Below are 21,907 nucleotides of genomic sequence, written 5' to 3'. Positions count from 1 at the left end.
CTATGAATTGGGGGCGGCGGGAGTGGTACGGGCGGCCCGGTAGGGTTGGTCGACCGTGTGAGGGGAAGGGGTGGGCAGGTGGTTGAACGTTCGACAGTCGGCAAGGTCGCCCGACCAGCGGCTGCCCCCCGTACCACGCGGGCTCGGGCATTCTTTTTGATGGCCGCCGGACTGACCGCCGTCGGCCTGCCGATCGGCGCACTGTGGGCGTGGGTCGCCCCGCCCATCAACGGGGTGGTGGCACTGACCCGCAGCGGGGAACGGGTGCAGGCCTATCTGGGCAACGAGGCCGAGCACTTCTTCATCGCGCCATTGCTGCTGCTCGGCCTGTTAGGCGTAGTGGCGGTGGTAGCGGCCACTCTGGCCTGGCAGTGGCGGGCGCATCGGGGACCGGGAATGATCGCCAGCCTATTGGTGGGGCTGAGTGCCGGGGCAGCGCTGGCGGTATTGACCGGCACCGTCCTGGTACACCGCCGGTACGGCACTATCGACGTGGATGCCGCACCGGTGAGCCCGGAACACCGGGTGCACTACGTCGCCGAGGGGCCACCGGTGTTCTTCGGACACACTCCGCTGCAGATCGCGGCCTCGCTGCTGTTGCCCGCCGCTACTGCGGCGCTGGTGTACGGCATGTGCGCCACGTGGAGCACTCGTGATGACCTCGGCGGCTATCCGCCGGAGCCCGTGCGGCGACCGCAGCCGGCCGTCACAGCGGAAGGCGTCGCACCGCCCCGCCGGTGATGACCCGGCCCGCGACCACGCCCAGGCGCAACAGCCCGAGGTAGGTCTTAGGGTTCAGCAGCGCCGGCCACGCGCTGCTCACCGCGGCCTGCGGCAGCGGCCGGTTGGCGAACCGGTCGCGCAGCCAGTCCAGCACCATCGGTGCCGACAGTGGATGCAGTGTCACGTGCTCGCTGAGCAGATCGCGGTGATAGGTGATCCGCACGCCGCCGGCGGCGTAGGTCTCGGCGAGGGTGTCGATGTCGTCGACGGAGATCACCTGGTCGTGGATCGCCTGCAGCATCAGCACCGGGACAGCCGGGATCTCGCCGCCCAGGCGAGTGTCATTGAAGACGTGCTGTACCACCGGGGTCTCCACCAGTTCGTCCAGCGGCTTGTCGATGTAGGAACTCAGGGAACGGTGGTGCAGCCGCACTACCGCGGCCGCGGTACTGGTCGACTCCAGCTTGCGCATCAGCGCACGTCCGTCGACGGTGGCGTGTTCCTCGACGAATTCGTCGAGTTCCGGGTAGACCCGCCTCAGGGCGGCAATCATGAGTGCCGGCAGGCCGGACCAGAACGATCCGTTCAGGCGTAGCAGGGTGTTGCCTAAATCGCCCACCGGTGAGCCCAGCGCAGCGCCGACGATGTTGAGGTCGGGCGCGTAGTCGCCGCAGACCTGGGCTGCCCACGCCGTGGACAGGCCGCCGCCGGAATAGCCCCAGAGACCCACCGGGGCGTCGGGGGACAGTCCCAGCTGCTCGGTGCTCAGTGCGGCCCGCAGCCCGTCCAGCACGTAGTAGCCGGGTTCGTGCGGTGCCCCCCAATGGCCGAAGCGGCCCTCATGGTCGGGGATCGATACCGCCCACCCCTGCGACAGGATGGCTGCGATCAGCACGAACTCGAGCTGGGTGAAAGACCCATGTGCGCGGGCGTGGCGCCGCAGCGCGAAGGATGGGAAGCACCGGCCGTCCACCGCGTCGATCGCGCACTGGTACGACACGATCGGACACGGCTGGGTCCGATCCCGGTCGGCGGGCACCACCACGGTGGTCACCGACACCTGCGGGACGCTGTTGCGGTCGACGGTGCGGTAGAGCAGCTGGGTGGCCTGCAGTTGCTGTGGGACCAGGCCCAAAAAGGCCAGCTCGACGTCACGAGAGCGCAGCACGGTGCCCGTTATCGCGTGCTGGAAGCCTGCCGGCGGCTCATAGAACGGATCCTCGGCCGGCTGCAGGGGGCGTTCGCCGGATTGCAGCGGCTGGTGCGGGGCCTGCCCGATCCACTCGACAGATGTTTCGCGGGCCAGACTGTCGACGTCCATCCCCGCATTCTTACCTAAGAGGGCGTTAAGATTCCAGTCGACTCACCCGGGCGGCCGCAATGCCGCGAATTCGTCGGTGACGCGCAGTTCGGAGTCGGTGAACCGATATCGGGCCGCCGGACGGCCGCCGCTGCGCCCCGAGCGGGCGGTGGTACCGGTGCGGGTGATCACCCCGCGGCGCACCAGCACCCGTTGCAGGTTGGTCGCATCGACCTGGTATCCGAGCACGACGCTGTAGATGTCGCGCAGCGTTGACAAGATGAATTCCGTTGGCGCCAAGCCGAATCCAATGTTCGTATAGGACATCTTGGCGACCAGGCGACTGTGCGCGTGTGCCACCATCGGTCCGTGGTCGAACGCCATCGGCGGCAAGTCGTCGACGGGGTGCCAGTGGGTGTCGCTCGGCAGTTCCGGATCGGCAGGGGAGGGCACTAGGCCCAGAAATGTCGAGGCGATGGTGCGCACGCCGGGCACCCGCTTCGGGTCGGAAAACACAGCGAGCTGCTCAAGGTGGGCGATCTCACGTAAGTCGACCTTTTCCGCCAGCTGGCGGCGGGCCGATGCCGTGACATCCTCGTCATTGCGCAGCAGGCCACCGGGCAGTGACCAGCGCCCCGACTGCGGTTCGCGCGCTCGTTCCCACAGCAGCACGTTGAGTCGGGGTCGGCGCTGGTCAAGGCCGCCGACCTGGAAGACGACGGTGAGCACTTCGTGCGCGGTGCTAGTATGGACCACGTTTTCGATTATAAGTCGAAAACCTGTTTTGAGAAGGAGTCACTCATGACCACCCTCACCGACAGCGGTGTGCAGGCAAGCAGCCTGGCAGACCGCATCGTGAACTCGCCGGCCGGCTACAGCGGTATCGAACCCGACGAGGAATGGGTGGCCGAGGTTCTGCGGCTCAAGAAGGAACGCAACGCGACGATTCTCGCCCACAATTACCAACTTCCGGCGATCCAAGACATCGCCGACCACGTCGGGGACTCCCTGGCGCTGGCCCGGATCGCGGCCACCGCCGACGAAGACACCATCGTGTTCTGCGGTGTGCACTTCATGGCCGAGACGGCCAAGATTCTGTCTCCGGACAAGACGGTGCTGCTGCCCGATACCCGGGCGGGCTGTTCGCTGGCCGACTCGATCACCGCCGAGGAACTGCAGGCCTGGCGCGACGAATACCCCGACGCGGTCGTGGTGTCCTACGTGAACACCACCGCGGCGGTCAAGGCGCTGACCGACTACTGCTGCACCTCTTCCAATGCCGTCGATGTGGTCAACGCGATCGATCCGGACCGCGAGGTGTTGTTTTTGCCTGACCAGTTCCTGGGCCAGCACGTCAAACGGGTCACCGGCCGCGACAACATCCACATCTGGGCCGGCGAGTGCCACGTGCACGCCGCCATCAACGGCGACGAGCTCGCGGAGAAGGCGCGGGCCAACCCCGACGCCGAACTGTTCGTGCACCCCGAGTGCGGCTGCGCGACGTCGTCGTTGTACCTAGTCGGCGAGGGCCATTTCCCCTCAGAGCAGGTCAAGATCTTGTCCACCGGCGGAATGCTTGAAGAGGCCGCGCGTACCGGGGCCCGCAAAGTGCTGGTTGCCACCGAGGTCGGCATGATCCACCAGCTACGCAAGGCTGCCCCGCAGGTCGACTTCGAGGCGGTCAACCGCAAGGCGGCCTGCAAGTACATGAAGATGATCACCCCGGCGGCCCTGCTGCGCAGCCTGACCGAGGGCGCCGACGAGATTCACGTCGACCCCGAGACGGCGCGTCTGGCCGCCCGCAGCGTGCAGCGGATGATCGCGATCGGACACTCCGTCCCGGTCAGCAAGTGACCGCTGGTCCCAGTTGGCAGCAGCGGGCCGATGTCGTCGTCATCGGCACGGGTGTCGGCGGGCTGGCGGCGGCGCGGGCTGCGCATCGTGCCGGGCGCGAGGTCGTGGTGCTCAGCAAGTCCGCTGCGGGCTCCACGGCAACGGCGACGCATTACGCCCAGGGCGGGATCGCGGTGGTCCTGCCCGGCAATGACGACTCGGTCGCGGCACACGTCGCCGACACCCTGGCCGCCGGTGGCGGATTGTGCGACCGCGACGCAGTGACCTCGATCGTGGCCGACGGCTATCGCGCGGTTACCGACCTTGCCGGCGCGGGTGCGGTGTTCGACCAGGGCTCGGACGGGAACTGGGCGCTCACCCGCGAGGGCGGACACTCCCGGCGCCGGATCATTCACGCCGGCGGCGACGCCACCGGGGCCGAGGTGCAACGTGCCCTGGATCAGGCCGCCGCCGAACTCGATGTTCGCTGCGGTCAGGTGGTGCTGCAGATCCTGCGTGACGCCGATCGTGTCACCGGTGTACTGGTGGCCAATGTCGACGGAATCGGCGTGATCCACGCCCCGTCGGTGGTGCTGGCGACCGGTGGTCTGGGCCATCTGTACCGGGCGACCACCAATCCTGGGGGGGCGACAGGCGACGGGGTAGCCCTGGCGCTGTGGGCCGGTGTCGCGGTCAGCGACCTGGAATTCATCCAGTTCCATCCGACCATGCTGTTCTCGGGAGCCGCCAACGGCGGTGGGACCGGTGGGCGCAGGCCGCTGATCACCGAGGCGGTGCGCGGGGAAGGAGCCAAGCTGATCGACTCCCGCGGTGCATCGATCACCGCAGGGGTGCACCCGATGGGAGATCTGGCTCCGCGCGACGTGGTCGCGGGGGCGATCGACGCGCGCCTGCGCGAGACTGGCGACGAGTGCGCGTATCTCGATGCGCGCGGGATCGACGGCTTCGCAGAACGCTTCCCGACCGTCACCGCCGCCTGCCGCGACGCCGGTATTGACCCTGTGCGCCAACCGATTCCGGTGGTTCCGGGCGCGCATTACAGCTGTGGTGGCGTGATCACCGACGTCACCGGCTGCACCGAGTTGCCCGGCCTGTTCGCCGCGGGCGAGGTGGCACGAACGGGAATGCACGGTGCTAACCGATTGGCTTCCAACAGCCTGCTGGAAGGCCTGGTGGTCGGTGACCGCGCGGGCACTGCGGCTGCGGCACACTCCGCCGCGGTGGGTCAGTCCGACGCCGCAGTACCCGAGCCTGTCCTGCACACGGCACTGGACCGGCAGACGCTGCAGGATGCGATGTCGCGCGACGCCTCGGTGGTCCGCGATGCGCGCGGGCTCACCCGACTGCAGGAGCTGTTGGCGGGCGCCGGTACACGCCAGGTCGCCGACCGGGCCGGGGTGGAGGACGCCGCACTGACCTTGGCCGCCCGGGTGGTCGCGGCGGCGGCGTCAGCTCGTACTGAAAGCCGAGGCTGCCACCACCGCGCTGACTACCCGGCCGCCGACCCCGGTCAAGCCCGCAGTTCCACCATCCGGCTGCGCGACGGAGTTGTCGCGCTCGAGACACCCGCGGGAGTCGCATCGTGATGCTGTCCGAAACCGAACTCGGCGAGGCGCGCCAGGTCATCGCCCGCGCGCTCGACGAGGATCTGCGCTACGGGCCCGATGTCACCACCGCTGCGACGGTTCCCGCCGGCGTGACGGCCGAAGCGGCCATGGTCACTCGGGTGCCCGGGGTGATCGCCGGGGTGGACCTGGCCCTGCTGGTACTCGACGAAGTTCTCGGAGCCGACGGCTACCAGGTGTTGGACAAGGTCGCCGACGGTGCCCGGCTTGCTGCCGGCGCACCGGTACTGAGCCTCAAGGCCGACACCCGTGGGCTGCTGACTGCCGAACGCACCATGCTCAACCTGGTGTGCCACCTGTCCGGGATCGCTACGGCCACCGCGGCCTGGGTCGATGCGGTGGACGGCACGTCGGCGCGCATCCGCGACACCCGCAAGACGCTGCCCGGGCTGCGGGTGCTGCAGAAGTACGCGGTACGCGTCGGCGGCGGGGTGAATCACCGGATGGGCCTGGGCGACGCCGCCCTGATCAAGGACAACCATGTGGCCGCGGCGGGTTCGGTCGCAGCGGCGCTGCGGGCGGTACGGGCGGCCGCGCCCGACGTGCCCTGCGAGGTCGAAGTGGATTCGCTCGAACAGTTCGACGAGGTGCTCGCCGAGGGACCCGAGTTGGTGCTGCTGGACAACTTCGAGGTCTGGCAGACCCAGATGGCGGTGCAGCGGCGCGACTCGCGCGCCCCCGGCGTACTGCTGGAGTCATCGGGCGGACTCACGCTGGACTGCGCGGGCGCCTACGCCGCCACTGGAGTCGACTACCTGGCCGTGGGAGGCCTCACCCATTCGGTGCAGGTACTCGACATCGGCTTGGACATGTAGCTTCAACCAGCGATTTCGGCGCGATCCTGCCCGCTCAGCGGGCAGAACCGCGCCGAAGTCACGGTCCGACTCAGCTGATGTCGGTGACGAGTACCGCCACCTTGCGGTTCTGCACCCGCAGCAGGAACGGCAGCGAGGTGTCACCCGAGCCGGCCGGCAGAATCCGCGGATTCACCAGGTGCAGTTCACTGCGGGACAGCCGGACGTCGGCCTCACCTGCGGCAACTACGTTCTTGACCCAGTCGGTCTTGCCGTGGCCCAGCGCGACCGCCAACATGTCGCCTTTGCGATACGTGGTCACCACCGTCTGGTACGACTTGCCGGACTTGCGGCCCCGATGAGTGATCACCGATGTGCCAGGGACGTACTTGGACAGCGGTTTGAGCACCGGGTTTATGTATTTGATCTGCAGCCGGTCGAACCACGCCGGGAACACTGCCGGCAGCGTGGACGGATCAGCGGCACCCTTGTCGGAAGCCATGGCAACTCCGTTCTTGATGGGGCGGGACGGGAGCGTCGGCGATCGGTGTTCGCCGTCGTCGCACTGCGCCCCACCCTAGCCGCGAGCCGCTGTGCAGCGGATCGTCCCGGCGCTGCGATATTGACTTGAGCCCCTCTGGGACAATGGACCGTGTGAACACCGGCCTGATGGGACGCATAGACCTGCGCGGCACCGAACAGTCGGACCTATCCAAGGCCGAGCTGCGTGCCGTCCTGCCGCGCGGCGGTGTGGACGTGGAGGCGGTGCTGCCGAGGGTGCGCCCCATCGTCGAGGCAGTCGCCGAGCGTGGGGCCGCCGCAGCGTTGGAGTTCGGCGAATCGTTCGACCGGATCCGACCGGCCACGATCCGGGTGCCGGATGCGGCGCTGGAGCGCGCGCTGGCCGAATTGGACCCCGCCGTACGCGCCGCTCTGGAGGTGGCGATCAGCCGCGCCCGGGCGGTCCACTCCGATCAGCGGCGCACCGACACCACCACCACGCTGGCGCCGGGTGCCACCGTCACCGAACGCTGGCTTCCGGTCGAGCGGGTGGGCCTGTACGTGCCGGGCGGTAACGCGGTCTACCCGTCCAGCGTGGTGATGAACGTCGTCCCGGCCCAGATCGCCGGTGTCGAGTCCCTGGTGATCGCCAGTCCGCCCCAGGCCGCCTTCGACGGTCTGCCGCACCCGACGATCCTGGCCGCAGCCCGGCTGCTGGGTGTCGAGGAGGTCTGGGCGGTCGGCGGTGCCCAGGCGGTGGCGTTGCTGGCCTATGGCGGCACTGACACCGACGGGGGGGAGCTGGCGCCGGTCGATATGGTCACCGGCCCCGGCAACATCTACGTCACCGCCGCCAAGCGGTTGTGCCGCTCGCAGGTGGGGATCGACGCCGAAGCCGGCCCCACCGAGATCGCCATCCTCGCGGACAACACCGCGCACCCGGCGCATCTGGCCGCGGACCTGATCAGTCAGGCCGAGCACGACGAGATGGCCGCCAGCGTGCTGGTCACCACCAGCCCCGAGTTGGCCGATGCCACGGACCGCGAGGTGACTGCTCAGCTGCAGACCACCGTGCACCGCGAGCGGGTGACCACCGCACTGTCTGGACCGCAGTCGGCGATCGTTCTGGTCGACGACCTGGATGCCGGTATTCGCGTGGTCAACGCCTATGCCGCCGAACACCTCGAAATCCAGACCGCCGACGCCCAGTCGGTAGCGGCTCGAATCCGTTCAGCCGGTGCGATTTTCGTCGGCGCGTATGCACCGGTCAGCCTCGGTGACTACTGCGCCGGCTCCAATCACGTGCTGCCCACCGCGGGCAGTGCGCGGCACTCCAGTGGGCTGTCGGTGCAGACCTTCCTGCGTGGCATCCACGTCGTGGACTACACCGAAGCCGCACTCAAAGATGTCAGCGGACACGTGATCGCGCTGGCTACGGCCGAAGATCTGCCCTCACACGGCGAAGCGGTACGACGGAGGTTCGAGCAGTGAGCGGCACACCAGCCCGCCCGGGCGCTGAAATCACCCTGGCGGATCTGCCGCTGCGCGACGACCTGCGCGGCAAGTCGCCCTATGGTGCACCGCAACTGGAGGTTCCGGTGCGGCTCAACACCAACGAGAATCCGCACCCGCCGAGCCAGGCGCTCATCGAGGACGTGGCGCGTTCGGTGCGTGAGGTCGCGGCTGAGCTGCACCGCTATCCCGATCGCGATGCGCTGGCGCTGCGCACCGACCTGGCTGCCTATCTGACCGCACAGACCGGTGTCGAGGTGGGGCCGGACAATGTGTGGGCGGCCAACGGCTCCAATGAGATCCTGCAACAGTTGCTGCAGGCATTCGGCGGCCCGGGCCGTAGCGCCATCGGATTCGTTCCGTCCTACTCGATGCACCCGATCATCTCCGACGGCACCCAGACGCGGTGGCTGGCCGCCAATCGGACCTCCGACTTCGGGCTGGACGTCGATGTGGCCGGCGCCGCCATCGACGAGCACCACCCCGACGTGGTGTTCGTCGCGTCCCCGAACAACCCGTCCGGGCAGAGCATCTCGCTCCAAGATCTGCGGAGCCTGCTCGATGCCGCGCCCGGGATCGTGATTGTCGATGAGGCCTACGGTGAATTCTCGTCGCAGCCCAGCGCGATCGCGCTGATCGCCGACTACCCGGCCAAGCTGATCGTCAGCCGCACGATGAGCAAGGCGTTCGCATTCGCCGGCGGCCGGCTCGGTTACCTGATCGCGGCCCCGGCGGTGATCGATGCGATGTTGCTGGTTCGCCTGCCGTACCACCTGTCGGTGGTCACCCAGGCAGCCGCTCGGGCCGCGCTCCGCCACGCCGACGATACCCTCGGCAGCGTCGCACAGTTGATTGCCGAACGGGAGCGCGTCTCAGCCGAGCTGTCCGCCATGGGATTTCAGGTCATACCCAGCGATGCCAATTTCGTGCTGTTCGGCCGGTTCGCCGACGCACCGGCAACCTGGCAGCGTTACCTGGACGCCGGCATCCTCATCCGCGACGTCGGCATCCCCGGCTATCTGCGGGCCACCACCGGACTTCCGGAGGAGAACGACGCGTTGCTCGCCGCCAGCAAACAGCTTGCGGCCACCGAACTCGCCCAACCGCCATTAGGAGCATCGTGACCCGCCGCGCCCGGGTGCAACGCGCCACCCGCGAATCCGACATCACGGTCGAACTCGACCTGGACGGCACCGGCATCGTTGATATCGAGACCGGCGTGCCGTTCTTCGATCACATGTTGACCGCACTCGGCAGTCACGCCAGCTTCGATCTGACGGTGCGCGCCCGCGGGGACGTCGAGATCGAGGCCCACCACACCGTCGAAGACACCGCGATCGTGCTCGGCCAGGCGCTGGGCGAGGCGCTCGGCGACAAGAAGGGCATTCGCCGATTCGGCGACGCGTTCATCCCGATGGACGAGACGCTGGCCCACGCTGCCGTCGACGTGTCCGGCCGACCGTACTGCGTGCACACCGGGGAACCGGATCACATGATGCACACCACGATTGCTGGAACGCAGGCGCCATATCACACCGTGATCAACCGGCACGTATTCGAGACGCTGGCGTCGAACGCACGTATCGCACTGCATGTGCGGGTGCTCTACGGACGGGACCCGCACCACATCACCGAGGCCGAGTACAAGGCGGTCGCGCGTGCGCTGCGCCAGGCGGTGGAGCCCGACCCCCGGGTGACCGGCGTGCCGTCCACCAAGGGAGCCCTGTGAGCAGCTCTCCCAGGGTGGTGATCCTGGACTACGGTTCCGGGAATCTGCGCTCCGCTCAGCGTGCCCTGCAACGGGTCGGTGCCCAGGTCGAGGTGACCGCCGACGCCGACGCTGCCGCCGCTGCCGACGGTCTGCTGGTGCCGGGCGTCGGGGCGTACGCGGCATGCATGGCCGGGCTGCGCAAGGTCAACGGCGACAAGATCATCGCCGAACGCGTGCAGGCCGGCCGCCCGGTACTCGGAGTTTGCGTCGGGATGCAGATCCTGTTCGCCCACGGTGTCGAGTTCGGGGTGGACACCGCCGGCTGTGGCCAATGGCCGGGTGCCGTCACCCGGCTGGACGCCCCGGTGATCCCGCACATGGGTTGGAACGTCGTCGACGCCGCGCCCGGCAGCACCCTGTTCGCCGGTCTGGACGCCGACACCCGGTTCTACTTCGTGCACTCCTATGCCGCGCAGACCTGGGAGGGGCGTCCGGAGGCTTTGGTGACCTGGGCAACCCATCAGGTACCGTTCGTGGCGGCTGTCGAGGATGGGCCGTTGGCCGCCACCCAGTTTCACCCCGAAAAGAGTGGGGATGCCGGGGCGACACTATTGACCAACTGGGTGGAGGCGTTGTGAGTACTGCTGTGAACAAGGCACTGGTTTTGTTGCCGGCCGTCGACGTGGTCGACGGGCGTGCGGTACGCCTCGTACAGGGCAAGGCCGGCAGCGAGACCGAATACGGATCGGCGCTGGACGCTGCCCTGGGCTGGCAGCGCGACGGTGCGGAATGGATCCACCTGGTCGATCTGGATGCCGCGTTCGGGCGCGGGTCGAACCGCGAGCTGCTTGCCGATGTCGTTGGGCGCCTTGATGTGTTGGTCGAACTGTCCGGTGGCATCCGCGACGACGAGACGCTGGCGGCGGCGTTGGCCACCGGCTGCGCCCGGGTGAACCTGGGCACCGCGGCCTTGGAGAACCCGCAGTGGTGCGCACGCGCGATCGCCGAGCACGGCGAGAAGGTCGCGGTCGGGTTGGACGTGCAGATCGACCCCAATCACCCCGAGGGCATCCACCGTCTGCGGGGCCGCGGTTGGGAGACCGACGGCGGCGACCTCTGGCCGGTGCTGGAACGTCTTGACCGGGAGGGCTGTTCACGCTACGTAGTCACCGACGTGACCAAGGACGGGACGCTGGGCGGTCCCAACCTGGAACTGCTCGGCGCAGTCGCCGACCGCACCGACGCTCCGGTGATCGCCTCCGGGGGAGTGTCGAGTCTGGATGACCTGCGGGCGATCTCCACACTGGTCGGCCGCGGCGTCGAAGGCGCTATCGTCGGCAAGGCCCTGTACGCGGGCCGATTCACCCTGCCCGAGGCGCTGTCCACGGTGCAGGAGTAGGCCGACATGGCGCTGGACACCGCGGATCTGGACGCGCTGGTCGCAGCGGCGTCGCAGATCCTCGATGTCGCCGCCGAGCCTTTCCTGGCCGGTCACCGGGCCGACTGTGCAGTCCGCAAGGGCGCCAACGACTTCGCCACCGAGGTCGACCTGGCCCTGGAACGGCAGATCACCGAGGCATTGGTGGCGGCGACCGGAATCGGGGTGCACGGCGAGGAATTCGGTGGGCCACCGATTGATTCGCCGCTGGTGTGGGTGCTGGATCCCATCGACGGGACCTTCAACTACGCCGCCGGATCACCGATGTCCGCGATCCTGCTGGGCTTGCTGCGCGACGGTGAGCCGGTCGCGGGATTGACCTGGCTGCCGTTCGCCGACCAGCGCTACACCGCGGTTGCCGACGGCCCGTTGATCCGCAACGGGGTGGCGCAGCCGCCACTGAAACCCGTCGACCTGGCCGACTCGTTGGTCGGCATCGGCACTTTCAACGTCGAGTGGCGCGGCCGGTTCCCCGGCCGCTACCGGCTCGCGGTGCTCGAGGGCCTGACGCGGGTGACCTCACGCACGAGGATGCACGGCGCTACCGGAATCGACCTGGCTTACGTCGCCGACGGAACCCTCGGCGGAGCAATCAGTTTCGGCGACCACATCTGGGACCATGCCGCCGGTGTGGCCATGGTGCGCGCGGCCGGAGGCATCGTCACCGACCTGGCCGGCGCACCGTGGACGGCCCACTCGGACTCGGCGCTGGTCGCCGCACCCGGAGTACACGATCAGATTCTCGACATCCTCAAGCGAGTCGGCGCACCGGGGGACTACTGACATGGAACAACACAGCGGTTCAGCGAGGCTCGACGCAGGAGAGGCGAAGCTGGGACCGATGCATAAGCCCAGCGGTTCAGCGAGGCTCGACGCAGGAGAGGCGAAGCTGGGACCGATGCATAAGCCCAGCGGTTCAGCGAGGCTCGACGCAGGAGAGGCGAAGCTGGGACCGATGCATAGGCACAGTGATGTGGCGGTACGGGTCATTCCGTGTCTGGACGTCGACGGCGGCCGCGTCGTAAAGGGAGTCAACTTCGCGAACCTGCGTGATGCCGGCGACCCGGTCGAGCTGGCCGCAGCCTACGACGCCGAGGGCGCCGACGAGCTGACCTTCCTCGACGTGACGGCGTCGTCGTCGGGTCGGGCCACCATGCTGGAGGTCGTGGCGCGCACCGCCGATCAGGTGTTCATCCCGCTCACCGTCGGCGGCGGAGTCCGCACGGTCGCCGACGTCGACGTGTTGCTGCGGGCCGGCGCGGACAAGGTGTCGGTGAACACCGCCGCGATCGCGCGCCCGGAACTGTTGGCGGAGTTGTCCCGCCAATTCGGCTCGCAGTGCATCGTATTGTCGGTCGACGCCCGTACCGTCCCGGCAGGTTCGCCGCCCACCGCCTCGGGATGGGAGGTGACCACCCACGGCGGCCGGCAGGGCACCGGTATCGACGCGGTCGAATGGGCCATCCGTGGTGTGGAGCTCGGCGTGGGGGAGATCCTGCTGAATTCGATGGACGCCGACGGCACCAAGGCCGGTTTCGATCTGTCGATGCTGCGCGCAGTTCGGGCAGCGGTGAGCGTGCCGGTGATCGCCAGTGGGGGAGCCGGTGCGGCAGAGCATTTCGCCCCAGCAGTCGCCGCGGGTGCCGATGCGGTTCTGGCCGCCAGCGTGTTTCACTTCCGGGAACTGACCATCGGCCAGGTCAAAGCCGCGATGGCGGCCGAGGGGATCGTGGTCCGATGACTCACCAGCTGGATCCGGCGATCGCGGCGCGGCTCAAGCGAAACGCCGAGGGACTGATCGCGGCGGTGGCGCAGGAGCGGAGCAGTGGCGACGTGCTGATGGTCGCCTGGATGGACGACGACGCCTTGGCCCGCACCCTGGCAACCCGGGAAGCGACGTATTTTTCGCGATCCCGCAATGAACAGTGGATCAAGGGCGCGACTTCCGGGCACACCCAGTACGTGCATTCGGTACGGCTGGACTGCGACGGCGACACGGTGCTGCTGACGGTCGATCAAACCGGTGGCGCCTGCCACACCGGCGACCACAGCTGTTTCGACGCGGACGTCTTGCTCGGCCCTGCAGATTGATTCTCCGATAGCGGCGGAACGGTATGCTGGCCGATTGTGAACTCCGACGAGCCTGATGACTGGTACCAGTTGGAACACGAGCAGCGCCCCAGGGGTTTAGAGTTGGAGCGGCTGTCGCTGCAGATCGACTCGCACTATGCGCAAGGCACCGTCAGCGACATAGAGGCGCACATGCCGCGGGACGGATCGCGGATAGTCGCGCTGACAAACCAGCTAAGTGAATCGCAGGCGAACCTGGAGTCCGCATCGGCGAAGTTCAATGAGTTAGCGTCCGCGATTCCGGGCGACATTGTCGATCTAAGTGATCGGCTTTCCGGAATCCTCAACGGCGCGGTTGCCGAGGCGGACGGCATCCGCGCGGAGGCGCAGCACTTCGCGGACGAACTGCGCGCTGCTGCCGAGAACGAAGCCGCGGCGATTCTCGCGGACGCCGAGGCACAGCGCCGGGAGGCGGCTGAGCTGCGGGCCGATCTGGAAACTCAGCACAAACACCTGCGGGCGCAGGCCGCGCACCTGCGACGACAGGCCGTGCTGAGTGCGGCCGAGATCATGAAGGAAGCCGAGAGTCATGCCTCGGCGATCTTGACGGAGATGAACCAGGCGATCACCAGCCACGTCGCCGACGCTCAACGGCGCCTGGCCGAACTGATCGACGCGCGCGCGAAAATCGTCGGCCAGATAGAGCGCTCAACGGGTCAAGTTAATCGCCCGAATCAAGCTAACCCCGAAACTTACGTGAATTCCTCGCTTCAAGCCGATCGCGAATCTGCTTTGTCTGCGAGAGAAACCTGGTTTCGCGAAAATCGCCCACACTGAACCGCCGCGCTGCCATTTGATTCATCGGTGACACGACCGCGCACGTCTGCTACGATTCCTCGCGCGGCGGCTTTCGTACAATAGCCGACTTGCTTTCATTAGCAATTATGTTCGGCCAGAAGCCGGGTAGCGCCCGGCAGACGACCAGGTCTTGTCGGGAGAAGGGGTCAGTCGCCGATGCTGCATATTCCTGAATTCGAAACGCAGATGCGCGGTTTCGATCGCAATGAGGTCGCCGATTACCTTGGTCGCCTCCACCATCAAGTTGAAATTCTGCGCGAGCGCGTTAAATCCCTCGATACGGCCAGGGGGCAGGCGCGATCCGACTGCGAACGGCTCACCACCGAGGTCACACGGTTGCAGAATGCCCTCGCGCAGCGGACTGCCGACGCCGATGCAAAGCGTCGGGAACTCATTGCCGAAATGACGCAGTTGCACAGTCAGTTCGAACAGGTCACGGCACCGGTTGACACCGTTGAAGGGATGTCCGATCGCATCGCTCGGATGATGCGTATCGCCTCAGAGGAGGCCCGGCGCACCAAGGAACTGGCCCACCACGAGGCGGAATCGCTGAGCGGTGACCTGCGCAAGCAGTTGATGGCCGCCAGAGCCGACCGGGCCGTCGCCGCCGCGGAGCTGGCCGAATTGCAGGCCTCCGCCAATGCCCGCCGGACGAAGATCCTGGCGATCGCGACGGCACAGGCCGACGAGATTCTCCGGCTGGCGCACGAGGAACGCGACCGCATCACCGAGGAGACCGAAGATGCCGAACGCCGCCGCCGTGCGGTGTACCAGCGGCTTGCCGAGGAGGAAGAACGCCACCGTCTGGCAGCGCACGAAACGCTTGACGAGCAGTTGAAGCTGGCCTGGGAGGAAGACGAGCTGCACCGCGGTGAGGCGCAACGTCGTCTGGAGCAGCAGTTGAAGGCGGCATGGGAACAGAGCGAGGCCGCCATCGCCAAGCTCGACACGGAGGCGCATTGGGAGGCCGCGACACTGGTTGCCGCCGCTCAGCACGAAGTCAAGGCGATCAGCGAACATGCTGAGGCGGAAGTGGAGCTGCTGAAGCAAGAGCGCACCGAACTCGTCGCCGACCTCAAACTGATCAAGAACTGGATCAATACCCGTTAGGTAACCTAATGCCGCTGCGCGGGTCAACCGCCAATCCGTTCAGCCGGCAGATGAGTCCTCGTTTCGCGAAAATCGTCCGCACTCAAGGGGCTTTTGCTCACTGCGAGGCCGGTGACACGCACTTGGGGGTCTGATACGCTCCGTCGCATGGCGACTGGAGCCAGCATGCCCATTTGGCCTCGCGCACAAGCCAACTCGGTTGAACGCTGGTTGCCCATCGAACCGAAGACCGAACCTGTCAGGTGCTTAGGAGTACGCCGGTGGCACTAGAGATTCCCGAATTCGAAACGCAGATGCGCGGTTTCGATCGCAATGAGGTCGCCGACTACATCGCGCGGCTGCACCACGAAATCGATATTCTGCAGGACCGCAGCAAATCTCTCGAAGCGACGAAGTCGCAAACGCTCATCGACCGCGAGCAGCTCGTCGCGGAGGTCACCCGGCTGCAGAACGACGTGGTGCGGATGACCGCTGAAGCGGATTCGGAGCGCCAACGTCTGACCGCCGAGCTGGCACAACTGCGATCGCAGTTCGAGCAGGTCACCGGGCCGGTGGACTCTGTCGAAGGCATGTCCGACCGGATTGCTCGGATGATGCGCATCGCCTCCGAGGAAGCGCGGCGCACCAAAGAACTGGCCCGCCAGGACGCCGAGGCCCTGACCGGCGAACTGCGCGAGCAGTTGGAAGCCGCCAAACACGACCGGGCCGCCGCCAGTGAGGCGCTCGCCGAGTTCCAGGCGTCCACCAACGCCCGCCGGACGAAGATCCTCGAGGCCGCGACCCAGGAGGCCGAGCAGATCCTGCAAATTGCGCACGAGGAGCGCAGTCGTATCGCCCAGGAGATCGAGGAGGCCGAACGCAGCCGCCGCGAGCTGTACCAGCGCCTGGCCGAAGAGGACGAACGCAACCGTCGGGCGGCCCAGGAATCCCTCGATGAACAGATCAAGCTGGCCTGGGAAGAGGACGAACGCAACCGTCGAGAGGCCCAGCACCGCCTGGACCAGAAGATGAAGGCGGCGTGGGAGCAGGCCGAGGCCAACATCGCCAAGCTCGACAAGGAGGCCCGCCTGGAGGCCTCCTCATTGATCGCCGGGACCAAGCGCGAAGCCAAGGTGATCACCGAGCGCACGGCGGCCGAAGTCGATCTGCTCAAGCGTGAGCGTGCCGGGATCGTCACCCACCTCAGCGAGATCAGGAACTGGATCGACACCACCGTCGGAGAGAGCCGCTCACTGCCGGATCTGCCCGACGCGCCTGACGGCCCGGCCGCCCAGGTCGCGGAAGTGCCCGCAGTAGAGCAGGACGCCGACTAGGGGAGTCCGATGACTCTTCAAGGGCGGTAGGCGGCCGTCCGGGCTGATCGTCGGTACCCGATGGATGAAGTGGTTGTCGTCAGTACCGGCTTTATACGTTCCACAAACCCCGCCTGAAACGCCGGGCGTCGACCGCCTGTTTGCTAGGCCGACGAGCGCGCCCGCAGCACCTCCAGCGCCTTGTCCGCGTGGGTGTCCATCGAGAATTCGCTGGCGATGACGTCCAGCACGGTGCGGTCGGTGTCGATGACGAAGGTGGTGCGCTTCACCGGGATGAGCTTGCCCAGCATGCCGCGCTTGACGCCAAACTGGGAGGCCACCGTGCCGTCGGTGTCGGACAGCAGGGGGTAGTCGAAGCCCTGCTGGTCGGCGAACTTGGCCTGCTTGGCCACCGCGTCGGCGCTGATGCCGACTCGGGTGGCCCCGACCGCGGCGAACTCGCCGGCCAGGTCGCGGAAGTGGCAGGCTTCCTTGGTGCACCCCGGCGTCATGGCGGCCGGATAGAAGAACAGCACCACCGGCCCGCCGGCCAGCAGGTCGCTGAGTTTGCGCGGCGCCCCAGTCTGGTCGGGGAGCTCGAAGTCGGCCACGGTGTCACCGGTTTTCATGGCGGTCACGCTACTCCGGGTGCGCGTGCGGCGGCGGTGATAGTGGTGGGCGCGCTTGCGATCGCCAATGTCTGGGAAGATGGGCGCGTGCAAACCACGAGCACTTCTAGGGCCGGCGTCACATCCCGGGCGGACTTCCGGGCGCTGGCGGCTGAGCACCGCGTGGTCCCGGTGATCCGCAAGGTGCTGGCCGACGCCGAGACACCGCTGTCGGCATACCGCAAGTTGGCCGCCAACCGCCCGGGCACCTTCCTGCTGGAGTCGGCCGAGAACGGCCGGTCGTGGTCGCGGTGGTCGTTCATTGGCGCCGGCACGACCTCGGCGCTGACGGTGCGGGACGGCGACGCGGTGTGGCTGGGCGCTGCACCGCAGGGCGCACCCACCGGTGGCGATCCGCTGCAGGCCCTGCGCGAGACTTTGGCGCTGCTGGAGACGGCCGCCATCCCCGGCCTGCCGCCGCTGTCGAGCGGCCTGGTGGGCTTTTTCGCCTACGACCTGGTGCGCCGCCTGGAGCGCTTGCCTGAGCTGGCCGTCGACGACTTGCAGCTGCCGGACATGCTGCTGCTGCTGGCCACCGACATGGCCGCCGTCGACCACCACGAGGGCACCATCACGCTGATCGCCAACGCGGTGAACTGGAACGGCACGGACGAACGCGTCGATGAGGCCTATGACGACGCGATCGCCCGCCTCGATGTGATGACCGCGGCACTGAGCCAGCCGCTGGGGTCCAGTGTCGCCACTTTCGACCGGCCCGACCCGGTCTACCGCGGTCAGCGCACCCCCGAGGAGTACGGGGCGATCGTCGAGCGGTTGGTCGGCGAGATCGAGGCTGGCGAGGCGTTTCAGGTGGTTCCGTCCCAGCGTTTCGAGATGGCCACGCCGGCAGACCCCCTCGATGTCTACCGGATGCTTCGGGTGTCCAATCCGAGCCCGTACATGTATCTACTGCAGGTGCCCGACGAGGACGGGGGCCTGGCCTTTTCGATCGTGGGCTCCAGTCCCGAGGCGCTGGTGACCGTGCAGGACGGCCGCGCGACAACCCACCCGATCGCCGGCACCCGGTGGCGCGGGGCGACCGAGGACGAAGACCAACTGCTGGCCAAAGACCTGTTGAACGACGAAAAGGAACTCGCCGAGCACCTGATGCTGGTCGATCTGGGTCGCAACGACTTGGGCCGGGTATGTGTTCCGGGGACCGTGCGGGTCTCTGACTACAGCCACATCGAGCGCTATAGCCACGTCATGCATCTGGTGTCCACCGTCACCGGAGAGCTCGCCGAGGGCCGGACCGCGCTGGACGCCGTGACGGCGTGCTTCCCGGCGGGCACCTTGTCCGGGGCGCCCAAAGTGCGCGCGATGGAGCTGATCGAGGAGGTCGAGAAGACCCGGCGCGGCCTCTACGGCGGCGTCGTCGGATATCTGGACTTCGCCGGCAACGCCGACTTCGCGATCGCGATCCGCACCGCGTTGATGCGCGCCGGCACCGCCTACGTCCAGGCGGGTGGCGGAGTGGTCGCCGACTCCAACGGCCCCTACGAATACACCGAGGCATCCAACAAGGCCAGGGCCGTGCTGGCTGCGATCGCCGCCGCCGAGACCCTGGCAGCGCCCGGGACCGATGGCTGACGGTCGCGAACGCCACGACACCCGCGCATTGCGCGGTGCACAACTGCTGCTGGTAGCGGCCGCCGGAGTTCTGTGGGGCGCCGCGCGGCTGCCGTGGGTCCTGATCCGCTCGTTCGATGGGCTCGGACAGCCGAAGGAGATCACCCTCACCGGCGCGGCCTGGTCGACGGCGCTGTTGCCCCTGGCGCTGCTGTGCCTGGCCGCCGCCGTCGCCGCGATGGCGGTGCGCGGGTGGCGGCTGCGGGTGCTGGCGGTGGTGTTGGCCGCGGTGAGCCTGGCGTGCGGTTATCTGGCCACCGGCATGTGGGTGGCCCGCGACATCACTCTGCGGGCCCTGGACATAGCCGAGATTCCGCTGACTTCGCTGCTGGGCACCGAGCGCCGTCTCACCGGCGCCGTGTTGAGCCTGGTCGCGGCCCTGGTTGTGCTGGCTGCGGCGGTGTTGTTGATGCGCGTCGCCGCACACAGCGCCGGTCGGGTCACCAAGTATTCGACGCCTGCGGAGCGCCGGGCGGCTGCGCGTGATGTCGAGGCAGACAAGCGCGCCGACGCGGATGGACAGTTGTCCGAACGCATGATGTGGGACGCGCTCGACGAGGGCCGTGACCCCACCGGGGATCCGGATGGTGCGGCGTCGGGCCCGGACGGCTAGGTGTTCTTGACGGGCCGGTGACACCGCGGGCAGCGACGGTCGTTACCCTTCGATAAAGGTCTTCGACGAAGGTCCGTTGGACGCGGGAGAGGAAGCGGCAGTCATGACTTCGGCATCCGTGCTCGACTCCATCATTGAGGGAGTCTGCGCCGACCTTGCCGCCCGAGAGGCCCTCGTCCCGCTCGCGGAAGTCAAGGCAGCGGCGGAGGCCATGCCGCCGCCGCGCGACGTGATGGCCGCACTGCGTGAGCCCGGCATCGCCGTCATCGCTGAGGTGAAGCGCGCGAGCCCCTCCAAGGGCCAGTTGGCGCCCATCGCCGACCCCGCGGAGCTGGCCAGTTCTTACGCCGATGGCGGGGCCCGTGCGATCAGCGTGCTGACCGAACAGCGCCGGTTCAACGGCTCGCTGGCCGACCTGGACGCGGTACGCGCCGCGGTGTCGGTTCCGGTGCTGCGCAAGGACTTCATCGTGCGGCCGTACCAGATTCATGAGGCCCGCGCCCACGGCGCAGACATGCTGCTGCTGATCGTGGCGGCGCTTGAGCAACAGGCACTGGAATCCCTGCTGGATCGCACCGAGTCACTCGGCATGACCGCACTGGTCGAGGTACACACCGAAGAAGAGGCCGACCGGGCATTGACCGCCGGCGCCAAGGTGATCGGCGTCAATGCGCGTGACCTGACCACGCTGGAGGTCGACCGCGACTGCTTCGCGCGGATCGCACCCGGGCTGCCCACCGAGGTGGTCAAGATCGCCGAGTCCGGGGTGCGGGGCACCGCGGACCTGCTGGCCTACGCCGGTGCCGGTGCGGACGCTGTCCTGGTCGGCGAGGGACTGGTCACCAGTGGCGACCCGCGGGCGGCCGTTGCCGATTTGGTCAGTGCGGGTAAGCATCCGTCCTGCCCGAAGTCGGCTCGCTAAATGTCAGACACCTCGCACCCACGCCTACCGCGTGCCAGCGCCGGAGTGGCTGAGCCGACCGCGCACGACCCCGATGCCCGTGGGCACTTCGGTGTCTACGGAGGCCGCTACGTCGCCGAAGCGCTGATGGCGGTCATCGAAGAGGTCACCGCCGCCTACGACAAGGTGCGCAACGACCCGGCGTTCTTGGACACCCTCGACGACCTGCAGACGCACTACACCGGCCGGCCCTCACCGCTGTATGAGGCCGAGCGTCTGACCGCGCATGCCGGCGGGGCCCGTATCTTCCTCAAGCGAGAAGACCTGAACCACACCGGTTCTCACAAGATCAATAACGTGCTCGGGCAGGCTCTGCTGGCGCGACACATGGGCAAGACCCGAGTGATCGCCGAGACCGGCGCCGGTCAGCACGGGGTTGCCACTGCCACCGCGTGCGCGTTGCTCGGCCTGGAATGCGTGATCTACATGGGTGCCGTCGACACTCGTCGTCAGGCGCTCAACGTGGCACGGATGCGGCTGCTGGGCGCCGAAGTGATTTCGGTCGAATCCGGTTCGCAGACCCTCAAGGACGCCATCAACGAAGCCTTCCGGGACTGGGTCACCAACGCCGACCGCACCTATTACTGCTTCGGCACCGCGGCCGGGCCGCACCCGTTCCCGACCATGGTGCGTGACTTCCAGCGGATCGTCGGCCTGGAGACGCGCGTTCAGATCCAACAGATGGCGGGTCGTCTTCCCGACGCCGTGGTGGCGTGTGTGGGCGGCGGGTCGAACGCTATCGGCATCTTCCACGCGTTTCTCGACGATCCCGCGGTCCGACTGGTCGGGTTCGAGGCCGGCGGCGACGGCGTCGACACCGGCCGGCACGCCGCGACATTCGCCGGAGGGACACCGGGCGCCTTCCAGGGATCGTTCTCCTACCTGCTGCAGGACGAGGACGGTCAGACCATCGAGTCGCACTCGATCTCGGCCGGTCTGGATTACCCGGGTGTGGGCCCGGAGCACGCCTGGCTGCGTGAGACCGGCCGCGCCGAATACCGGCCGATCACCGACACCGAGGCGATGGATGCGTTCGGAATCCTCTGCCGCACTGAGGGAATCATTCCGGCAATCGAATCAGCACACGCGGTGGCCGGAGCGCTCAAGCTGGCGACCGAGCTGGGACCTGGCAAGGTCATCGTGGTCAACGTGTCCGGTCGCGGCGACAAAGACGTGGAGACCGCGGCCAAGTGGTTCGGTCTGTTCGACGAGGCAGGAGATGGGTCGTGAGCGACCACGCCGGCGACC

The 21,907-nt window shown here is 67.6% G+C and carries 23 protein-coding genes; 19 read left to right on the top strand and 4 right to left on the bottom strand.

Annotated elements, in window-relative coordinates; all coding sequences use genetic code 11:
- Positions 1–159: 159 nt before the first annotated feature.
- On the top strand, positions 160–741 hold the full coding sequence (locus tag NM962_19455) for a DUF2567 domain-containing protein (GenBank protein ID UVO14840.1): 582 nt from the start codon (positions 160–162) through the stop codon (positions 739–741).
- Here the strand turns inward: NM962_19455 and NM962_19450 are convergent.
- Together NM962_19450 and NM962_19445 are read right to left on the bottom strand one after the other, a co-directional pair.
- Positions 707–2,044, bottom strand: a complete 1,338-nt coding sequence (locus tag NM962_19450; protein ID UVO12051.1) for a lipase family protein — start codon at positions 2,042–2,044, stop codon at positions 707–709. The two genes, NM962_19455 and NM962_19450, sit on opposite strands and share 35 nt — an antisense overlap.
- A 42-nt stretch (positions 2,045–2,086) precedes the next feature.
- Positions 2,087–2,779 (bottom strand): NUDIX hydrolase, encoded by a 693-nt coding sequence (locus NM962_19445; protein ID UVO12050.1) that lies wholly within the window; start codon positions 2,777–2,779, stop codon positions 2,087–2,089.
- A gap of 45 nt (positions 2,780–2,824) precedes the next feature.
- On the opposite strand from NM962_19445, the gene nadA reads away from it, so the two are divergent.
- Genes nadA through nadC form a run of 3 tightly spaced genes read left to right on the top strand, consistent with a single transcriptional unit; the run spans position 2,825 to position 6,317 of the window.
- On the top strand, positions 2,825–3,877 hold the full coding sequence (nadA, locus tag NM962_19440) for a quinolinate synthase NadA (GenBank protein ID UVO12049.1): 1,053 nt from the start codon (positions 2,825–2,827) through the stop codon (positions 3,875–3,877).
- Complete coding sequence (locus tag NM962_19435; protein UVO12048.1) at positions 3,874–5,463, top strand: L-aspartate oxidase; 1,590 nt, start codon at positions 3,874–3,876, stop codon at positions 5,461–5,463. Before nadA ends, NM962_19435 begins: the two co-directional genes overlap by 4 nt.
- Positions 5,460–6,317 (top strand): carboxylating nicotinate-nucleotide diphosphorylase, encoded by an 858-nt coding sequence (nadC, locus tag NM962_19430; GenBank protein UVO12047.1) that lies wholly within the window; start codon positions 5,460–5,462, stop codon positions 6,315–6,317. The genes NM962_19435 and nadC overlap by 4 nt, the downstream gene beginning before the upstream one ends.
- Before the next feature lie 70 nt (positions 6,318–6,387).
- On the opposite strand, the gene NM962_19425 is transcribed toward nadC, so the two are convergent.
- Entirely contained in the window at positions 6,388–6,798 is a 411-nt protein-coding gene (locus NM962_19425; GenBank protein ID UVO12046.1) for a nitroreductase family deazaflavin-dependent oxidoreductase, read from the bottom strand.
- A gap of 164 nt (positions 6,799–6,962) precedes the next feature.
- Between NM962_19425 and hisD the strand changes: the two genes are divergently transcribed.
- The 11 genes from hisD to NM962_19370 all read left to right on the top strand — a co-directional run bounded on the left by hisD (position 6,963) and on the right by NM962_19370 (position 16,809).
- Positions 6,963–8,288 carry a histidinol dehydrogenase gene (gene hisD / locus NM962_19420; protein ID UVO14839.1) on the top strand — a complete coding sequence of 442 codons (1,326 nt, stop codon included), beginning with the start codon at positions 6,963–6,965 and terminating at the stop codon, positions 8,286–8,288.
- The gene (locus NM962_19415; GenBank protein ID UVO12045.1) at positions 8,285–9,433 is read left to right on the top strand and encodes a histidinol-phosphate transaminase; all 1,149 of its coding nucleotides are present in this window, start codon (positions 8,285–8,287) and stop codon (positions 9,431–9,433) included. Before hisD ends, NM962_19415 begins: the two co-directional genes overlap by 4 nt.
- Positions 9,418–10,038, top strand: coding sequence for an imidazoleglycerol-phosphate dehydratase HisB (gene hisB / locus NM962_19410; protein UVO14838.1), 621 nt, complete (start codon positions 9,418–9,420; stop codon positions 10,036–10,038). The genes NM962_19415 and hisB overlap by 16 nt, the downstream gene beginning before the upstream one ends.
- Entirely contained in the window at positions 10,035–10,658 is a 624-nt protein-coding gene (gene hisH, locus NM962_19405; protein UVO12044.1) for an imidazole glycerol phosphate synthase subunit HisH, read from the top strand. The genes hisB and hisH overlap by 4 nt, the downstream gene beginning before the upstream one ends.
- 20 nt (positions 10,659–10,678) lie before the next feature.
- On the top strand, positions 10,679–11,419 hold the full coding sequence (priA, locus tag NM962_19400; GenBank protein ID UVO14837.1) for a bifunctional 1-(5-phosphoribosyl)-5-((5-phosphoribosylamino)methylideneamino)imidazole-4-carboxamide isomerase/phosphoribosylanthranilate isomerase PriA: 741 nt from the start codon (positions 10,679–10,681) through the stop codon (positions 11,417–11,419).
- Between the two features lie 6 nt (positions 11,420–11,425).
- Positions 11,426–12,241 carry an inositol monophosphatase family protein gene (locus NM962_19395; GenBank protein ID UVO12043.1) on the top strand — a complete coding sequence of 272 codons (816 nt, stop codon included), beginning with the start codon at positions 11,426–11,428 and terminating at the stop codon, positions 12,239–12,241.
- Positions 12,242–12,413: 172 nt separating this feature from the next.
- Positions 12,414–13,199 (top strand): imidazole glycerol phosphate synthase subunit HisF, encoded by a 786-nt coding sequence (gene hisF, locus NM962_19390; GenBank protein UVO14836.1) that lies wholly within the window; start codon positions 12,414–12,416, stop codon positions 13,197–13,199.
- Entirely contained in the window at positions 13,196–13,549 is a 354-nt protein-coding gene (gene hisI / locus NM962_19385; GenBank protein ID UVO12042.1) for a phosphoribosyl-AMP cyclohydrolase, read from the top strand. The genes hisF and hisI overlap by 4 nt, the downstream gene beginning before the upstream one ends.
- A gap of 36 nt (positions 13,550–13,585) precedes the next feature.
- Positions 13,586–14,365, top strand: a complete 780-nt coding sequence (locus NM962_19380; protein ID UVO12041.1) for a M protein — start codon at positions 13,586–13,588, stop codon at positions 14,363–14,365.
- Between the two features lie 177 nt (positions 14,366–14,542).
- A complete protein-coding gene (locus tag NM962_19375; protein ID UVO12040.1) occupies positions 14,543–15,496 on the top strand; it encodes a hypothetical protein in 954 nt (317 codons plus the stop codon).
- 260 nt (positions 15,497–15,756) lie between these two features.
- Positions 15,757–16,809 (top strand): hypothetical protein, encoded by a 1,053-nt coding sequence (locus NM962_19370; protein UVO12039.1) that lies wholly within the window; start codon positions 15,757–15,759, stop codon positions 16,807–16,809.
- A 143-nt stretch (positions 16,810–16,952) separates the two neighbouring features.
- Here NM962_19370 and NM962_19365 read toward each other — a convergent pair whose 3' ends face one another.
- Entirely contained in the window at positions 16,953–17,417 is a 465-nt protein-coding gene (locus tag NM962_19365) for a peroxiredoxin (GenBank protein ID UVO12038.1), read from the bottom strand.
- Positions 17,418–17,504: 87 nt separating this feature from the next.
- Here NM962_19365 and NM962_19360 point away from each other — a divergent pair, with 87 nt between their 5' ends.
- From NM962_19360 to trpB, 4 genes are all read left to right on the top strand, one after another.
- On the top strand, positions 17,505–19,046 hold the full coding sequence (locus NM962_19360) for an anthranilate synthase component I (GenBank protein ID UVO12037.1): 1,542 nt from the start codon (positions 17,505–17,507) through the stop codon (positions 19,044–19,046).
- Entirely contained in the window at positions 19,039–19,698 is a 660-nt protein-coding gene (locus NM962_19355) for a TIGR02234 family membrane protein (protein UVO12036.1), read from the top strand. Before NM962_19360 ends, NM962_19355 begins: the two co-directional genes overlap by 8 nt.
- Before the next feature lie 103 nt (positions 19,699–19,801).
- A complete protein-coding gene (gene trpC, locus NM962_19350; GenBank protein ID UVO12035.1) occupies positions 19,802–20,620 on the top strand; it encodes an indole-3-glycerol phosphate synthase TrpC in 819 nt (272 codons plus the stop codon).
- Positions 20,621–21,889 (top strand): tryptophan synthase subunit beta, encoded by a 1,269-nt coding sequence (gene trpB, locus NM962_19345; GenBank protein UVO12034.1) that lies wholly within the window; start codon positions 20,621–20,623, stop codon positions 21,887–21,889.
- Positions 21,890–21,907: the final 18 nt, after the last annotated feature.

The organism is Mycobacterium sp. SVM_VP21 (assembly GCA_024758765.1).
Taxonomy (GTDB): domain Bacteria; phylum Actinomycetota; class Actinomycetes; order Mycobacteriales; family Mycobacteriaceae; genus Mycobacterium; species Mycobacterium heraklionense_C.
Note: the sequence above shows the minus strand (reverse complement) of the source record. Positions and strands in the feature narration are given on the sequence as shown.